This window comes from Microbacterium sp. JZ37, assembly GCF_035188445.1.
GTDB classification, from domain to species: Bacteria; Actinomycetota; Actinomycetes; order Actinomycetales; family Microbacteriaceae; genus Microbacterium; species Microbacterium barkeri.
The window spans coordinates 1,984,955-2,000,761 of the sequence record NZ_CP045253.1 but is presented as its reverse complement, the minus strand read 5'-3'; the positions used below and the strand labels follow the sequence as shown (position 1 = coordinate 2,000,761).

The following is a 15,807-nucleotide window of genomic DNA, read 5'->3' as shown; positions in this document are numbered from 1 at the left end:
ACGGGTTCAGCCTCGCGCGGAGCGCGGCCGCGCGTCCACGTGGAAGAGGCGCACGCGCATTAGCCGCGGGCTAACATCGACCCATGAACGTGTCGGCGACGCAGCTGCGCTACTTCGTGACGGTCGCCGAGCACCTGCACTTCGGCCGTGCCGCGGCGGCCCTCCACATCTCGGGCCCCACGCTCAGCCAGCAGATCGCGCGCCTCGAGTCCGTGGTCGGCGCGCGGCTGTTCGACCGGACGCCGCGGTCCGTGGCGCTGACCGAGCGCGGGCGGGCGTTCCTCCCGCTCGCGGTGGACGCGGATCGCGCGCATCGGGCGGTGGAGGCGTGGGCGTCGGAGTCGGCAGGGGGCGGCACGCTGCGCGTCGGGGTCGTCGCGGCTGGCGCAGGTCCGATCGTGAGCCGTGCGCTCGCCGAGCTCGTGGCAGCGGACGCCGACCTCGACGTCGAGCTCGTGCGGCTGGGCTTCTTCGCGGGGGCGCAGGCGCTGCGCGACGGCGTCGTCGACGTCGTGATCGCCCCACCGTCCGGCGCGAGGGAGGACGGGGTATCGTCCGAGCAGATCGCGACCGAGCCGCGCGTGCTCGTGCTGCGCGACGACCATCCGCTCGCGGCACGCGACAGCGTGCGCATCGCGGAGACCGACGACCTCCCGTTCGTCGTGGTCGGAGCCGCAGAGGGGCCGGTGCGCTCGTGGTGGCTGGTCGACCCGCGGCCGAGCGGCGTGCGCCCGCGCGTCACCGCTGTCGCCGACGACGTCGAGGGCCTGCTGGAGCTGTGCGCCGCGGGGATCGGCGTGAACATCGCGGCGGCCTCCGTCGCGACGCACTATCGGCGCCCGGGGATCGTGTGCGTGCCGATCGTCGACATCGATCCGGTGCCCATCCTCGCGAGCCGGCGGGCCACCTGCGTCTCGGCCTCGGTCGACGCGTTCCTCGAGGTCGCACGCCGCGTCGCGTGAGCGACACGCCATGGGGAACGCCCCGGTTTGGAGGCCCTCGCCGGTTCGGGTAGAGTAGACCCTCGGTACGGCCCAGGCCGGAAACCTCTTGGGGTATGGTGTAATTGGCAACACGGCTGATTCTGGTTCAGTTGTTCTTGGTTCGAGTCCAGGTACCCCAGCTCTGAAGAACCCCCGCTCCGGCGGGGGTTTTCTCGTATGCGGCGCTGTCGATCTGAGCTGCAGGCCGCGCAGGAACTCACTCCCTCGCGCCCCGGTCAGACCACGGGGAAACCGTGCGGCTCTCCTACGCATCCGCCGAGCCAGGACGACATCGCATAGTCGCATCCGACGTCGGTCGCGGTCACAGGCGCCCAGACCGTGTAGACGAGATAGGAGCTTGCGGTCAGCGGCTCGTCGACGTCGACGGTCGTGTGCGCCGTGCGCGGGCCGCCAGGAGCGGCGAGCATGCAGCGATCCGGCTCATCCTCGGGCGGTGCGCCGTCTGGGTCAATCCACCACAAGTCCGGGGTGTACGCGTCGGGGCCCACGGCACCGGCGTCAGGGGTGAGGACGTCGAAGATGAGCTCGCTGCACGTCGGGTCGCCCGCGGTGTGGCCTCCGAGCCATGCGGCGACGGATGCGCCGTCTGTGAGCTCATCCGGCACAGGGTAGAGCTCGATGCTCCGCAGCGAGCATTGCTGCGCATAGAACATCACGATGTCCTGTTCGCCGTCGCCGTCGCTGTATTGCGGTGCGAGCGAGCAGGCCACCTCGGTCCAGGAGCGCACGGGAGCGCCGAGCTGTTCGAGCGGGGCACGGAACTCTTCCCGCTTCGCGAGCAGCGTGTCGCGCTCGGCGGGAAGGCTGTCGACGAGCTGGTGGGCGTTATTCGTGTGGATGATCCGCAGAATCGGCCCCGGAGCGAAGGCGACGAGCCCGACGAGGATCAGGACGAGGAGGGTTCCCGTGAGCCGGCGACGCCGCGGCGACCACGGCTCCGTCTCCGGCGTGTCTGGTTCCGTCGGCTCCTCCATGCCCTTCACGATATCGAGGCGCTCAGCCGGCGGGCTCGGACGTGTCACGCAACCGAGTGTCCATGCGCGGAGTTCGGCGGGCTACGGCAGACGCAGGTCGAGGACGACTTCGAAGGGCGGTCTCCCGCCGACCGCAGACCGCATGACCTCGCGATGCTCCGCATCGATGGCGTGCTCCGACCGCTCGGCGACCGCCTTGGCGCGGTCGGCGTCCTCGCTTTCCATCGCGTAGACGAGAAGGGGCCCGTCCGACGTGTCCAGGATCACGGCCTTCTCATGGGTGATGCCTTCGGCGGCGAGTGTCGCCAGCGCCTCTGCACGACGGGGGCCGTCGACCTCTCGGAGCCAGTCCGCGAGACGCTCCCGCTGACCGGGCTCGATCTGGCGGATGACGAGGGAGATCATCTAGGCATCGTACGGTGGAGCGATGAGCACCGTGATCGAGGTCGAGGGAGAGACGTTCCAGGTCGACACGCGAGAGCAGCCGGGCGGACAGCGCTGCGTTGATTTCAGGTGGCTCACTGGGCCCGCCGACGGCACCTACGGCTTCACGGTGTCCGGGTTGCCGCTGGATCGGATCGAGGAGGAGGCCGCCCGCTTCGTGCGTGCGTTCTTCGCGGAAGACGGCATCGGACCCGCCGACTTCCCGGACTTCGTCGCCGGTCGTGCCTAGACTCCGTGCATGCCGATGTCGGACTACGTCGCCTCGATCCGCTCCCGCATCGGGACCGATCTCCTGCTGCTTCCCGGCGTCACAGCGGTGATCCGCGACGATGACCGCTTCCTGCTGGCGCGGCATCGTCACTCTGGGCTCTGGAGCCTGATCGGCGGCGGTGTCGAGCCGGGGGAGGAGCCGGCCGCGGCCCTGCTGCGCGAGGTCCTCGAGGAGACAGGTGCGCGAGTCCGCGTCCGCGGCATCGTCGGCGTCTACGGCGGCGAGCCCATGATGGTCACCTATCCGAACGGCGACCAGGTCGGCTATGTGACGACCGCGTTCGACTGCGAGCTGCTCTCCGCGGCGACCCCCGACCTCGAGGAGCTCCTCGAGCTGGGGTGGTTCCCGCGGGACGCGATCCCATCGCTCCCGCGTCGCGACTGGATCGACCGCGTCATCGCGGACGCGCCCGGCGGCTCCTCTTCCTCCTGAGGCGGTCTCCGCCCGGTCAGGCGCCGAGCCGGTCGTCGAGCTGCGGCACGGGTCCCGTGCGCGGTTCCGGCACGATCTCCGCCGTCGCGACGGGCAGTGCGCTGACCCGTGCGGACGCACCCGGCGCTCCTCGCCTGCGGGCACGCCGCTCGCGTGCCTCCGGCGAGAAGAGCAGGGCGATGAACCCCGAAAGGGCCAGGGCGAGCAGGCTGAGCGTCATCGCGCCGGCCTGTCCCGGGGCGAGCCGACCCAGCGCGCCGAGGAACGCGATCGAGATGAGCCCGGCGGCGAGCGTGCCGACGACGATCAGCGCCCACCCCTCCGGTTTCATGCCTCCATTCTGTGGCTGCCCGGGCATAACAGCCCGCATTGAACCCGGGTCGCGCGTGATGGTGCGTCAGGCTCCGTCGCGCGCGACGATGTGCGCGTCGGCTCCCGGGAAGACGAGGCCCTCGTGGCCGTCCTTCCAGCGCACGAGGAACGGCGGGCCGCCGTCCGGTCCGCGCACCTCCAGGACCTCCGCCTCGCGGCGCGGCTCGCTGTCTGTGTGGCCCTCCACGACGAGGCGATCGCCGGGCTTCACCTGCATCGTCCTCACCTCCGGTTCCGCCGAGGCCGATGTGTCTTCCAGCGTGCTCCGCCGAGGCCATGTCGGCAAGAGGGGGCACGTTGCGGGAATACCCCCGGGGGGTATACGGTTGGCGCAGGTGACACCCTTCCGAACCTGACGAGAGGACCGAAGATGACGGAGATCGAATACCGCGTGACGGGCATGACCTGCGGGCACTGCGAGATGTCGGTGCGCGAGGAGGTCGGCGAGGTGCCGGGCGTCGAGGGCATCGACGTGAGCGCGCAGACGGGCCGCCTCGTCGTGAGCGGCACGGCCGAGATCGACGACGCGAAGATCCTCGCGGCCGTCGAGGAGGCCGGCTACTCGGCGGAGCGCGTCTGATGAACGCGGGGGCGCGGCTCGCTCTGTACGGCGCCGGACTGGTGGCGGCGTTCGGCGCGGCCTTCGGGGTCGCGGCGGCCGTCGCCCCCGACGCGGTCGTCACCGCATGGAACGAGGAGGACAAGGTGGATGGTCACGGAGGCGGTCACACGACCGCGTCGACGGATGGCACGGCATCGGATGGTGCGCAGAGCGAGAGCGCGCACGGCGCGCACGCCCCGCAGGGCGTCTCGCTCAGCGCCGACGGCTACACGCTCACCGCGGTCGCCGCTCCGAGCGGGGCGGGGGAGCAGGGGGAGCTGAGCTTCCAGATCCTCGACAGCGCGGGCGAGCCGCTCACGTCGTACGCGCTCGAGCACGAGAAGGAGCTGCACCTCATCGTGGTGCGCTCCGATGGCGCGCACTTCCGCCACGTCCATCCCGAGCTCGACGCGCACACCGGAACCTGGAGCATCCCCTGGTCGTGGGACGCCGCCGGCACGTACCGCGTGTACGCCGACTTCACACCGGCAGGCGACGGCGCGCAGGGGCTCACCCTCGCGCGCTCGGTCGAGGTCGCGGGCGACTACACCCCCGTCAGCGCCGAGCCGTCGCGCGTGGACGAGGTGGGCGGGTACACCGTCGAGCTCGCGGGCGACCTCGCTCCGGGTGCCGCACAGGAGCTCACGCTCTCGATCACCCGCGACGGCGAGCCGGTCACCGCGCTCGAGCCGTATCTCGGGGCATTCGGGCACCTCGTCGCGCTGCGTCAGGGCGACCTCGCGTATCTCCATGTGCATCCCGAGGGGGCGGAGCCCGGCGCGGACGACCGCGGCGGTCCGGAGATCGCGTTCGCAGCGGAGGCGCCGACCGCCGGACGCTACCTGCTCTACCTGGACTTCCAGGTCGGCGGGCAGGTCCACACCGCGGAGTTCGTGCTCGACGCCGGCGCGGCCGCACCCGGGCACGGGCATGCGCATTCGGGAGGCCACTGATGAGCACGTCCGTCGGGGGCGCCGACATCGAGCTCGAGATCGGAGGCATGACCTGCGCGTCGTGCGCGAACCGGATCGAGCGGAAGCTCAACAAGCTCGAGGGCGTGTCGGCGACCGTGAACTACGCGACCGAGAAGGCGCGCGTCACCGTGCCCGAGGGGTACGACCCGGCGCTGCTCGTCGCCGAGGTGGAGAAGACCGGGTACACGGCCGCCCTTCCGAAGCCGCCCGTCGACGAGCCGTCGGATGACGGCGAGCCGGATGATCCGGAGCTGCGCTCGCTGCGGCAGCGGCTGATCGGGTCGGTCGTGCTCACGCTCCCCGTCATCGCGATGTCGATGATCCCCGCGCTGCAGTTCCCGTACTGGCAGTGGGCGTCGCTCGCGCTCGCCGCACCCGTCATCGTGTGGGCGGCGTGGCCGTTCCACCGCGTCGCGTGGCTCAACCTGCGGCACGGGGCGGCGACCATGGACACGCTCATCTCGATGGGCACCTCGGCGGCATTCCTGTGGTCGCTCTACGCGCTCTTCCTGGGCACAGCGGGCGAGCCGGGCATGACGCATGCCTTCGAGCTCTCCATCGCGCCCTCGGACGGCGCGGCGAACATCTACCTCGAGGTCGGTGCGGGCGTGACGATGTTCATCCTCGCGGGCCGCTACTTCGAGAAGCGCTCGAAGCGCCAGGCCGGCGCCGCCCTGCGGGCGCTCCTCGAGCTCGGCGCCAAGGACGTCTCGGTGCTGCGCGACGGCGTCGAGACCCGGATCCCCGCGTCGCAGCTCGCCGTCGGCGACGAGTTCGTCGTCCGCCCGGGGGAGAAGATCGCGACCGACGGCGTCGTGGTCTCCGGCACCTCGGCGGTCGACGCCTCGATGCTCACGGGCGAGTCCGTGCCGGTCGAGGTCGGCGAGGGCGACGCGGTGACGGGTGCGACGGTCAACGAGGGCGGGCGGCTCGTCGTGCGCGCGACGCGCGTCGGGGCCGACACGCAGCTCGCCCAGATGGCGCGGATGGTCGAGGACGCCCAGAGCGGGAAGGCCGAGGTCCAGCGGCTCGCGGACCGCATCTCGGGGGTCTTCGTGCCGATCGTCATCGCGATCGCGGTGGTCGCGCTCGGCGCGTGGCTCGGCGCGGGCTTCCCGGCGTCGGCGGCCTTCACGGCAGCCGTGGCGGTCCTCGTGATCGCGTGCCCGTGCGCGCTGGGACTCGCCACGCCGACGGCGCTTCTCGTCGGAACCGGCCGCGGCGCGCAGATGGGCATCCTCATCAAGGGGCCCGAGGTGCTCGAGTCGACGCGCCGGGTCGACACGGTCGTGCTCGACAAGACGGGCACGGTGACCAGCGGGCGGATGACGCTCGTCGACGTCGTGACCGAGCCGGGCGTCGAGCGGGCCGACGTCCTGCGGCTCGCAGGCGCGCTCGAGAGCGCATCGGAGCACCCGATCGCCCAGGCGATCGCACGCGCGGCGACGGCGGAGGTCGGCGCGCTGCCCTTCGTGGAGGGGTTCCAGAACCTCGAGGGAAGGGGCGTCCAGGGGGTCGTCGACGGCGCGGCCGTCGTGGTCGGCCGGGCGTCTCTCCTGTCCGACTGGGCTCTGCACCTCTCCGCCGACGTCGCGGACGCGCAGCGGCGCGAGGAGGCGGATGGCCGCACCGTCGTCGCGGTCGGATGGGACGGACGCGCACGAGGACTCCTCGTCGTCGCCGACACCGTCAAGCCGACCAGCGCCCAGGCGGTCGCCGAGCTGAAGGAGCTGGGTCTCACCCCCGTCCTTCTGACCGGCGACAACCGCGCGGTGGCCGAGCGGATCGCCGCCGAGGTCGGCATCGAGGTCGTCCACGCCGAGGTCCTGCCGCAGGACAAGGTCGAGGTCGTCGCGCGACTGCAGCGCGAGGGCCGCGTCGTCGCGATGGTGGGCGACGGCGTGAACGACGCCCCCGCACTCGCTCAGGCCGATCTCGGGCTCGCGATGGGCACGGGAACCGACGTGGCCATCGAGGCGTCCGACATCACGCTCGTCCGGGGCGACCTGCGAGCCGCGGTCGACGCCATCCGCCTCTCCCGGCGCACGCTCTCGACGATCAAATCCAACCTGTTCTGGGCGTTCGCGTACAACGTCGCGGCCATCCCGATCGCCGCGCTCGGCATGCTGAACCCCATGCTCGCGGGCGCCGCGATGGCCTTCTCGAGCGTGTTCGTCGTCGGCAACAGCCTGCGCCTACGCGGCTTCCGCGGCGTCGCGCAGCGGTGACGCGGCGCTGCCCGGCGGGGAGGGCCATCCCCGTCGGGTAGCGTTGCGTTGCCCGTCTCGTGCTCGGACCCGTGGGAGAACACATGTCTGTCGGCCTGCTCGCCGTCGTGGACGACATCCTGACCGCCGCTGTGAAGGCCTCGTCGAAGGCCGCCGGCGTGGTCATCGACGATGCCGCCGTGACTCCGCAGTACGTGCAGGGCATCACGCCCGCGCGCGAGCTGCCGGTCGTGGGCCGCATCGCGCTCGGCTCGCTCGCGAACAAGTTCCTCATCATCATCCCCGTGGCGATGCTGCTCACGACCTTCGCGCCGTGGGTGCTCCCGTTCCTGCTCATCCTGGGCGGTTCGTACCTCTGCTTCGAGGGCGCCGAGAAGGTGCTCGAGTGGTTCGGATTCGGGCACGGCCATGCAGACGAGGGCGCGCGCGATGAGAAGCGCCTCGTGTGGGGCGCGATCCGCACCGACCTCATCCTCTCGACCGAGATCATGCTCATCTCGCTCGCGAGCCTCGATGCGGGAATGGGGTTCTGGCAGACCCTCGCGGTGCTCGCCGTGATCGCGCTGCTCATGACGCTGCTCGTCTACGGGGCGGTCGCGCTGCTCGTGAAGATCGACGACATCGGGATGCGGATGGCCGAGAGCCCGGTCGGCAGCGTGCGGCTCACGGGCGCCCGCATCGTGACGTCCATGCCCGCCGTGTTCCGCGTCATCAGCGTGATCGGCACCGTCGCGATGCTGTGGGTCGGCGGTCACCTCGTGATCGTGAACCTCGGCGAGGTCGGCCTGCACGTGTTCGCGGATGCGCTCCATGCGGTCGAGCACGCGCTCGAGCCGCTCGGCGGCGTGGTGGTCTGGGTGGTCGACACGGCGATCTCCGCGGTGTTCGGCTTCATCGAGGGGCTCGTCATCGTGGGGGTCGTGCTCCTCATCGCGCGCCTGTTCGGCCGCCGTCCGACCTTCGACGAGGCGCACTCCACCTCCTCGCACTGAGCGCGGCCGCCCGAGGTCTGCGCTCGGGCCGATTTTGCAGTGAGAATGATTATCACTAACGTTAGCGTCCATGATGACGCTCGGCGCCGACCGCAGGCGCACTCCGGCGTACGCGCCGCATGACGCTAGCGCGCGCGCACGGCTCGCGCGCCGCACGACGCTCCTCTGTCTCGCGCTCGGCGCTGCCGCCGTCGCCCTGGTCATCGTCTCCGGTTCCGTCGGGTCCGTTCCGGTGACTGTCGCAGAAGCCGCGAAGATCGTCCTCGGCCACGTGCTGCCCGGTATGCCGTGGATGACGGATGGCACGCTCGCCCCGTTGCAGGACCAGGCGGTGTGGCAGTTCCGACTGCCGCGCGCGCTCCTCTCGGCGCTCGCCGGCGGCGGCCTCGCGCTCGCGGGGGCGCTCATGCAGGTGACCGTGCGGAATCCGCTGGCGGAGCCGTACATCCTGGGCGTGTCCTCCGGAGCCAGCGTGGGCGCGGTGCTCGTGATCGTCACGGGCTCGGCGGCGCTGGGGGGAGTGTCCATGAACGCTGCGGCCTTCGTCGGCGCGCTCGGCGCATGCGTGTGCGTGTGGGCGCTCGCCCGGAGAGACGGCATGCTGTCACCTACCCGCATGATCCTCGCCGGAGTGGCGCTCGGCACCCTGCTCAGCGCGGTGACGAGCTACCTCACCATCTCCACAGACGCACAGAACGTCGTCAGCGTGCTCTTCTTCCTCCTCGGCAGTGTGTCCGCGGCGACGATGTCCAGCCTCACCGCCCCCGCGCTGGCGCTTCTCGTCGCGGTGTTCGCGTCGTTCTTCCTCGCTCGCTCGCTCAACGCGCTCATGACCGGCGACGAGTCGGCGACCGCGCTCGGCGTGGACGTCGCGCGGCTCCGCGGTCTCCTCCTCCTCATCGCCTCCCTGCTGACGGGCGTCGTCGTGTCGGTCGCCGGAGGCATCGGGTTCGTGGGCCTCGTCGTCCCCCATCTGGTGCGGATCGCTGTGGGCGCGGATCACCGCAGGGTGCTTCCGGTGACGGTCCTCGGGGGCGCCGTGTTCCTCATGGGCGCCGATCTGCTCGCACGCACCGTCGCTGCGCCGACCGAGATCCCGCTCGGGATCCTCACCGCATTCGTCGGGGCGCCCTTCTTCCTCTGGCTCATGCGCCGCGGTGGCGCCGATCGAGCGGGCTTCGCGCGGTGAGAGTGGTCTTCGAACGCGTCACCGTCGCCCTGGGGGGACGGGAGGTCGTGCACGCCGCATCGTTCGCTGCCGAGGAGGGAGAGGTCGTGGGGCTCCTCGGCCCCAACGGCAGCGGCAAGTCGTCGCTGCTGCGGACGCTCTACCGGGCCGTGCGACCCGTGAGCGGAAGCGTGCGCATCGGAGATCGCGATGTGCGGGCTCTGCGCGGTCGCGAGGCCGCGAGGGCGGTGGCCGTCATGCTGCAGGACCCGGCGACGGACTTCGATCTCACGGTGGAGGAGACCGTCCTGCTCGGTCGTGCTCCACACCGCGCGTCATTCGGACGGGACAGCGCCGCGGATCTGCAAATCGCAGAGGATGCGATGCGCAGGACCGAGACCGAGCGTCTGCGCGATCGGATGGTCGCCACGCTCTCAGGCGGCCAGCGGCAGCGCGTCATGCTCGCCCGCGCGCTCGCGCAGCAGAGCCCGGTCCTCGTTCTCGACGAGCCGAGCAATCATCTCGATATCGCCCACCAGCACGAGCTCATGAGCACCGCGCGCGATCTCGGTCAGACGGTTCTCGCCGCGCTGCACGACCTCAACCTCGCGGCGCAGTACTGCGACCGCGTCGTCCTGCTCGATCAGGGCCGGGTTGTCGCGTCGGGAACGCCGGTCGACGTGCTCGAGCCGGCGGTCATCCGCTCCGTCTTCGGCGTCGAGGCACGTGTCCTCGGCGAGCCGTCCGCTCCCGTCTTCGCCTTCCGGCGTCTCGCCCGTGCGGACGCCTCATCCTCCCTTCCCGCCGATCCAGAGAGCACGCTCATCGCATGACCGTCAGACTCCGCCCCGCTTATGCCCTTCTCGTCGCCAGCACCGTCGTCCTCGCCGGGTGCGGGACATCCGTCGCGGTCGACGCGGCCCCCGAGGATGCCGTCGGGGAGGTGAGGATCGAGAACTGCGGCCGGGAGCTGGTCGTCGAGCAGGCTCCGGAGGCGGTGGTGGGCATGCACCCCGCCCAGACCGAGCTGCTCCTTCGACTCGGTCTGGCCGATCGCCTCGTCGGCCAGGCCCAGGCAGCAGCCCAGGCGCTTCCGGCGGACATCGCGGATCTCGCCGCGGACGTTCCCGCGATCGGGGACGTGATGCCCCCGAGCCGGGAGGACCTGCTCTCCGTGCAGCCGGACTTCGTCTACGCGCCGACGACCTACGAGTTCACCGCCGAACAGGGCTTCGCGAGCATCGAGCAACTCGAGCAGGCGGGGGCCGACGTGTATGTCGCGGCGGGAGGCTGCCCTGAGCGGCGGATGACCGGCGAGGTCGCCGACCTGCTGATCGATCTCGAGAACCTCGGGAAGATCTTCGGCGTCGAGGAGCAAGCCGCGGCACTCATCCGAGGCAGCGAGCGCGACCTCGAGGAGGTCGCGGCGGCCGTCGCCGACGTCGACCGCCTGAGGGTCGCCCAGGTGTTCGTCGACGGCACGACCCTTCAGGGCATCGGTGCCGGCGTCGAGTACGACATCCTCCAGCGCGCGGGCGCGCAGAGCGTCTTCACGCCCGAGCAGTCGGCGTTCTCCGACTTCTTCGCCGCCGCCATCACCCCGGAGGCGCTCGCCGCGGAGGCACCCGACGCCCTGGTGTTCTCCGTCTTCGACGATGAGCACGAGGCTGCGACACGCGAATACCTGTCGGAGACCTTCCCCGACATGCCCGCGGTCGCCGAGGGGCGCCTGATCGCGGTGTCGAGCGCCGACGTCTTCCCCGGCACCCTCGGGAACGTCGCGCTCGTGCGCGAGATCGCCGAGCAGCTCTACCCCGAAGCCTTCTGAGCCGATGATCCATCGGCGGCTTCTCGAGCTCGCCGGCGCGGTCTCGGGTGCGATCGCGGGCGTGGCCGCGCTCGGCCTTCTCCTCTCCGGGCTCCATATCGCCTTCGCGATGGCGATCGCCGCGGCCGTGGCCGCGATCGTGTCGGGCGGGCCAGGCGTGGTGGGCTCGGTCGCTGTGCTCGGGGCGGTCGCTGCGGCTCGCGCGCTCGTGGTCTGGGTGAGGGACACGACGGCAGCTCGGCTCGGCGCCTCGGTCCGGGTCAGACTGCGTGCGCGTCTTCTCACTCGCGCCGTCGGGATCTCCGCGACGGACCGGGACTCTGGTCGGATCGCCGCGATCGCGATCGACGGCGTCGATGGACTCGAGGCCTACTTCACGCGCTACCTCCCTCAGCTGATCGTCGTGCTCGTGGTACCGGCGACGGTCGTGGCGCTGACCGTCGGACGTGATCCGACCGCGGGCGTCGCTCTCGGCATCGCCGCGGCGGTTGCGGTTATCGCGCCGCGCGCATGGGACGCCCGCCTGCTGCGCACGGGACGGGAGCGCTGGGAGCGGTTCACCCGTCTTTCGTCGGACTTCGTCGAGAGCCTCGAGCACATCCCGCTCCTGAGGATCTTCGGCGCGACGGCGCGCGCGGCGGACCGGCTCTCGGCGGAGGGCGATGCGCTGAGGCGCGACACGATGGGTCAGCTGCGACTGTCGCTGGTCGAGACGGCCGTCAGCGCGCTCGCGATGCACCTCGGAGCGGCGGCAGCCGTGATCTTCGCGACCCTGGCGGTGTCCGGCGGAGACGGCGATGGCGCAGCCGCGGTCGCGGTCCTGCTGCTGGCGCGGGAGTGCTTCCGTCCTGTCCAGGATCTCGGGGCGTGCTGGCACGCCGGGTATCTGGGCCTGAGCGCGGTCGACGGCCTCGATGAGCTGCAGCGGTCCTCCTCGACAGCGCCCCGCATGGGGGGACGGCCCCGGCCGGCGCCGACCGGGCTCCTCGAGTTCGAAGGCGTGTCCTTCACCTATCCGGCTACCGGTCGCGGCGTCCGCGATGTCCGTCTCCGCGTCGAAGCGGCGGAGACGCTGGCCGTGATCGGCCCGTCCGGCGCGGGCAAGAGCACGCTCGCTCGGCTCGTGGAGCGCGACATCGACCCCGATGCCGGCATCATCAGGATCGGCGGCGTCGATATCCGGGACTTCGACCGCGTCGCACTCAGCGCGAGCGTCGCCGTCGTGCCGCAGGACCCCGTGCTCTTCGCATGGTCGGTACGGGACAATCTGCGGCTCTGCCGGCCGTCGGCCGCCGACGCCGAGGTGGAGCAGGCCGCGCGGGTCGCCGATGTGCACGACGTGATCGCCGGACTGCCGGAGGGCTACGACACCGTCCTCTCCGAGAACGGCGGACAGCTGTCGGGCGGCCAGCGGCAGCGGCTGGCGATCGCGCGTGCGCTCCTGTCGCCGGCGCCCGTGCTCATCCTCGACGAGGCGACCTCGGCGCTCGACGCGGAGTCGGAGCGGCGGATCGTCGACGCCGTGGCGACCGCGGCAGCGGGTTGGCGCACGGTGGTCGTCATCACCCACCGGGCGAGCACGGGAGCACGTGCAGACCACTGGGTCGCCATCGAGGACGGGCGCGTCGCCGCCCGCGGCCGCGGTCCCGTGCCGACCTCGCGCGGAGCAGTGCTTCGATGAGGCCGCTGCTGCGCCTTCTCCCGGTGGTGGCTGTTCGGCGAGGGCGATTCGTCGAGGCGATCCTGTGGAGCGTCGTCTGTCAGGCGGCAGTGCTCGGGATCGCGATCCTTCTCGCACGCATGGCCGGGCTCGCGGCGGTCGGTTCGCCGCTGCCGTCGTCTGCCCCCGTGATCGCCGTGCTGCTGGCGGTGCTGGCGGCGGCCGCGGCCTGGCGCGAATCCTGGGTGTCTCACGATCTCGCGTATCGGGTGATCGGAGAGCTCCGCTCCCGCGTCTTCGGGGTGCTCCGTCGCGCCCTGCCGTCGCGCATCCGTCCGCGTCGCACGGGCGACCTCGCGACCGCGGTGGTCGCGGACATCGAGACGCTCGAGTGGCTCTTCGCGCACACGATCGCACAGGCGCTCGGGGCCGTCCTCGTGCTCTCGACGGCCGTTGCCGTCTCGATCACGGTGAGCCCTCTGCTCCTGCTGGCCTGGACGCCGCCGCTCCTCATCGGCGTCGTCGTGCCGATGGCGACCCGTCGGCGGGCTGGGCGGGATGGTGCCGCTCTGGCCGCAGATGCGGGTGCACTGCGCGCCGAGCTCGTCGACACGCTCCGAGGCCTTCGCGAACTCGCAGGGGCCGCGGCACTCGAGCGTCAGCTCGATCGTCTCGCGGAGCGGACGCTCCGGCACACCCGTACGCAGGTTCGCGAGGCGTCTCGCGTCGGGGCGGAGCGCGCGATCGCGGACCTCGCCATCGCCATCGCCGTTGTCTCTGCGGTGCTGGTCGTGGTCGCGGACACGGGAATCCCACGCGCGGACATCCCACTCGCGGTCACGCTCGCCGCGGCGGGCGTCGCACCGGCCGCGCAGATCGCTGACCTCCTGCGCGGGGCGGGGACCTTGACCGCCGCAGCGGCGCGCATCGACTCCCTGCTCGCGGAACCGCCTGCGGTGACCGACGAGCTCTCGCCGACCCCGAGGCTCCGAGACGCGAGAGGGCTGTGCTTCGACGGTGTCTGCTTTGCGTATCGTGCGGGAGCTCCGGTCCTGCAGGACCTCCACCTTCACGTCCGGCCCGGCGAGATCGTCGCGTTGACCGGAGCATCCGGCTCAGGCAAGTCGACGGCGGCGGCGCTTGCCTCGCGGCAGTGGGATCCGGACAGGGGAGCGGTGCGGATCGACGGCGTGGACCTGCGTGCTCTCGCGGACGATGCACTTCGCGCGCGGATCGCCGTGGTCCCGCAGGGGTCGCCGCTCCTGCGCGGAACGATTCGCTCGAATATCGTCCTCGGCGATCCTCACGCGCCCGAGGAGCGGATCACGGCGGCCGCGCGTTCGGCGGGACTCCTCGACGCGCGGTCGGGGCTTCCACGCGGCCTCGACACCGACGTCGGCGAGCACGGGGCCGGTCTCTCCGGCGGTCAGCGCGCGCGTGTCGCGATCGCTCGGGCGCTCCTGCGCGATCCTCGCGTCCTCGTCCTCGACGAGGCGACGGCCTCGCTCGACGCCGAGGCCGACGCGGCGATCATGGCGCTCCTGGCCCGTCAGAGTGAACGCGCGGTTCTTCTCATCTCGCATCGGCCGGCGACGATCGCGGCAGCGCATCGCCTCGTCGCACTGAGCGCGGCCGCTAGGCCCCCTCGCGGAGGGTGACGCAGCAGCGGCCGTCCTCCGGCTCGAGGGCGACCACGGGCGAGTGCGGCGCGAGCGCGTCGCCCACTCCGTCGATGAGCGCGCAGTTCATGCCGCACACCAGGTCGCGGTGATCCTGGGCGAGTCGATGGAACGGGCAGTTCCGCAGCACCGTGGTGGGCCCCTCGCGCTCGGGCTCGTATCCCTCGCCTCGCAGGATGTCCTCGGCCGCTTCCCGCGCGGCGGACGCGGAGACGGGCGGCTCGGCGCCCCGCGCCGCGGCGATCGCGCGGCCCCTGGCTCGCGCGACGTCGGCGACCGCCTCCGCCACCGGGATGCCGTCGGCCGCGCTGCGCGTGATCGCGCGGGCGAGCAGATCACCCGCGACGTCGTAGCCACGCGGCGGCACCGAGACGGCGATCTCGCTCTCGGCAGGGCGGTACCGCTTGGCGGGTCGCCCCGCTCCCGGGCCGGTGCGCCCGGGCGGGCGGGCGTAGTCGACTGTCACGAGGCCGTCCTGCTCGAGGCGGTCGAGGTGGAACTTCGCCTGGTGATGCGGGATGTCGAGCGCGCTCGCGGCCTCGTCGCGCGTGACCGCGTGGCGCTGGCGGCTGAGGAACGCGTAGATGGCGCGGCGGAGCGGATCGGCGAGCCCGCGGATCCGGCGGGTGGCCTCGGAATCGGCATCGGTCATCTCGTCCGCCTTCTTTCGGAGAACCCTCTTGACGAAAGACTACCCCCGTTCTAACGTGCGGAGTAACTTCCGATAGAAAGGACGACGCTCATGTCGACACTCCGCAGTTCCCGAGCAGAGACGCTCACCGGGGTCGGCGATCTCCGCTCTCCGACGCACCAGGCGTTCCTGCTGCTCCGCACCGTGTTCACCGTCGCGCCGATCCTCTTCGGGCTCGACAAGTTCGCGAATCTCCTCGTCGACTGGACGATCTACCTCGCGCCCTGGATCGACGCGATCCTCCCCGGCGACGACGTGTTCGCCATGCGCGTCGTCGGGGTCGTCGAGATCGCCGCCGGCGTGCTCGTCGCGATCCTCCCGCGCTGGGGCGCGTGGGTCGTGGCGGCGTGGCTGCTCGGGATCATCGTGAATCTGCTCACCCTGCCCGGCTACTTCGACGTGGCGCTGCGCGACTTCGGCCTCCTCGTCGGCGCGGTCGCGCTCGCGCGTCTCGCCGAGGGAGAGCGCAGGGCTCGCGGCGCGCGCTGA

General features: G+C 71.6%; 18 protein-coding genes and 1 tRNA gene. 14 read left to right on the top strand and 5 right to left on the bottom strand.

Going from position 1 to position 15,807, the window contains the following annotated elements; all coding sequences use genetic code 11:
* Positions 1 to 83 precede the first annotated feature (83 nt).
* Complete coding sequence (locus GC092_RS09215; protein ID WP_324011517.1) at positions 84 to 962, top strand: LysR family transcriptional regulator; 879 nt, start codon at positions 84 to 86, stop codon at positions 960 to 962.
* 89 nt (positions 963 to 1,051) lie between these two features.
* Positions 1,052 to 1,123 (top strand) — tRNA-Gln (locus GC092_RS09210).
* A gap of 96 nt (positions 1,124 to 1,219) precedes the next feature.
* Here the strand turns inward: GC092_RS09210 and GC092_RS09205 are convergent.
* Together GC092_RS09205 and GC092_RS09200 are read right to left on the bottom strand one after the other, a co-directional pair.
* On the bottom strand, positions 1,220 to 2,026 hold the full coding sequence (locus GC092_RS09205) for a hypothetical protein (protein ID WP_324011515.1): 807 nt from the start codon (positions 2,024 to 2,026) through the stop codon (positions 1,220 to 1,222).
* 33 nt (positions 2,027 to 2,059) lie between these two features.
* Entirely contained in the window at positions 2,060 to 2,383 is a 324-nt protein-coding gene (locus GC092_RS09200) for a DUF6176 family protein (RefSeq protein ID WP_324011513.1), read from the bottom strand.
* Positions 2,384 to 2,405: 22 nt separating this feature from the next.
* On the opposite strand from GC092_RS09200, the gene GC092_RS09195 reads away from it, so the two are divergent.
* Both GC092_RS09195 and GC092_RS09190 read left to right on the top strand, forming a co-directional pair.
* Positions 2,406 to 2,651 (top strand): hypothetical protein, encoded by a 246-nt coding sequence (locus tag GC092_RS09195; RefSeq protein WP_271171657.1) that lies wholly within the window; start codon positions 2,406 to 2,408, stop codon positions 2,649 to 2,651.
* A 9-nt stretch (positions 2,652 to 2,660) separates the two neighbouring features.
* Positions 2,661 to 3,125, top strand: coding sequence for an NUDIX domain-containing protein (locus GC092_RS09190; protein ID WP_324011512.1), 465 nt, complete (start codon positions 2,661 to 2,663; stop codon positions 3,123 to 3,125).
* 16 nt (positions 3,126 to 3,141) lie between these two features.
* On the opposite strand, the gene GC092_RS09185 is transcribed toward GC092_RS09190, so the two are convergent.
* Both GC092_RS09185 and GC092_RS09180 read right to left on the bottom strand, forming a co-directional pair.
* Positions 3,142 to 3,456 (bottom strand): hypothetical protein, encoded by a 315-nt coding sequence (locus tag GC092_RS09185; RefSeq protein WP_324011510.1) that lies wholly within the window; start codon positions 3,454 to 3,456, stop codon positions 3,142 to 3,144.
* Positions 3,457 to 3,522: 66 nt separating this feature from the next.
* Positions 3,523 to 3,714 (bottom strand): DUF1918 domain-containing protein, encoded by a 192-nt coding sequence (locus tag GC092_RS09180; protein ID WP_271171661.1) that lies wholly within the window; start codon positions 3,712 to 3,714, stop codon positions 3,523 to 3,525.
* Positions 3,715 to 3,867: 153 nt separating this feature from the next.
* Between GC092_RS09180 and GC092_RS09175 the strand changes: the two genes are divergently transcribed.
* The 9 genes from GC092_RS09175 to GC092_RS09135 all read left to right on the top strand — a co-directional run bounded on the left by GC092_RS09175 (position 3,868) and on the right by GC092_RS09135 (position 14,606).
* Positions 3,868 to 4,077, top strand: coding sequence for a heavy-metal-associated domain-containing protein (locus GC092_RS09175; protein WP_271171662.1), 210 nt, complete (start codon positions 3,868 to 3,870; stop codon positions 4,075 to 4,077).
* A complete protein-coding gene (locus GC092_RS09170; protein WP_324011506.1) occupies positions 4,077 to 5,051 on the top strand; it encodes a DUF8832 domain-containing protein in 975 nt (324 codons plus the stop codon). The genes GC092_RS09175 and GC092_RS09170 overlap by 1 nt, the downstream gene beginning before the upstream one ends.
* On the top strand, positions 5,051 to 7,300 hold the full coding sequence (locus GC092_RS09165) for a heavy metal translocating P-type ATPase (RefSeq protein WP_324011505.1): 2,250 nt from the start codon (positions 5,051 to 5,053) through the stop codon (positions 7,298 to 7,300). The genes GC092_RS09170 and GC092_RS09165 overlap by 1 nt, the downstream gene beginning before the upstream one ends.
* A gap of 83 nt (positions 7,301 to 7,383) precedes the next feature.
* Positions 7,384 to 8,292: a DUF808 domain-containing protein gene (locus GC092_RS09160; protein WP_271171665.1), complete on the top strand. Its 909-nt coding sequence runs from the start codon at positions 7,384 to 7,386 to the stop codon at positions 8,290 to 8,292.
* 70 nt (positions 8,293 to 8,362) lie between these two features.
* Positions 8,363 to 9,481, top strand: a complete 1,119-nt coding sequence (locus tag GC092_RS09155; RefSeq protein WP_324011502.1) for a FecCD family ABC transporter permease — start codon at positions 8,363 to 8,365, stop codon at positions 9,479 to 9,481.
* Between the two features lie 47 nt (positions 9,482 to 9,528).
* Positions 9,529 to 10,293: an ABC transporter ATP-binding protein gene (locus GC092_RS09150; RefSeq protein WP_324011500.1), complete on the top strand. Its 765-nt coding sequence runs from the start codon at positions 9,529 to 9,531 to the stop codon at positions 10,291 to 10,293.
* On the top strand, positions 10,290 to 11,288 hold the full coding sequence (locus GC092_RS09145) for an ABC transporter substrate-binding protein (RefSeq protein WP_324011499.1): 999 nt from the start codon (positions 10,290 to 10,292) through the stop codon (positions 11,286 to 11,288). Before GC092_RS09150 ends, GC092_RS09145 begins: the two co-directional genes overlap by 4 nt.
* 4 nt (positions 11,289 to 11,292) lie before the next feature.
* The gene (locus GC092_RS09140) at positions 11,293 to 12,969 is read left to right on the top strand and encodes an ABC transporter ATP-binding protein/permease (RefSeq protein ID WP_324011497.1); all 1,677 of its coding nucleotides are present in this window, start codon (positions 11,293 to 11,295) and stop codon (positions 12,967 to 12,969) included.
* Positions 12,966 to 14,606, top strand: a complete 1,641-nt coding sequence (locus GC092_RS09135) for an ABC transporter ATP-binding protein (protein ID WP_324011496.1) — start codon at positions 12,966 to 12,968, stop codon at positions 14,604 to 14,606. The genes GC092_RS09140 and GC092_RS09135 overlap by 4 nt, the downstream gene beginning before the upstream one ends.
* On the opposite strand, the gene GC092_RS09130 is transcribed toward GC092_RS09135, so the two are convergent.
* Positions 14,584 to 15,279: a helix-turn-helix transcriptional regulator gene (locus GC092_RS09130; protein WP_324011495.1), complete on the bottom strand. Its 696-nt coding sequence runs from the start codon at positions 15,277 to 15,279 to the stop codon at positions 14,584 to 14,586. The genes GC092_RS09135 and GC092_RS09130 overlap by 23 nt on opposite strands.
* Before the next feature lie 90 nt (positions 15,280 to 15,369).
* Here GC092_RS09130 and GC092_RS09125 point away from each other — a divergent pair, with 90 nt between their 5' ends.
* Positions 15,370 to 15,807 (top strand): hypothetical protein, encoded by a 438-nt coding sequence (locus tag GC092_RS09125; protein WP_324011493.1) that lies wholly within the window; start codon positions 15,370 to 15,372, stop codon positions 15,805 to 15,807.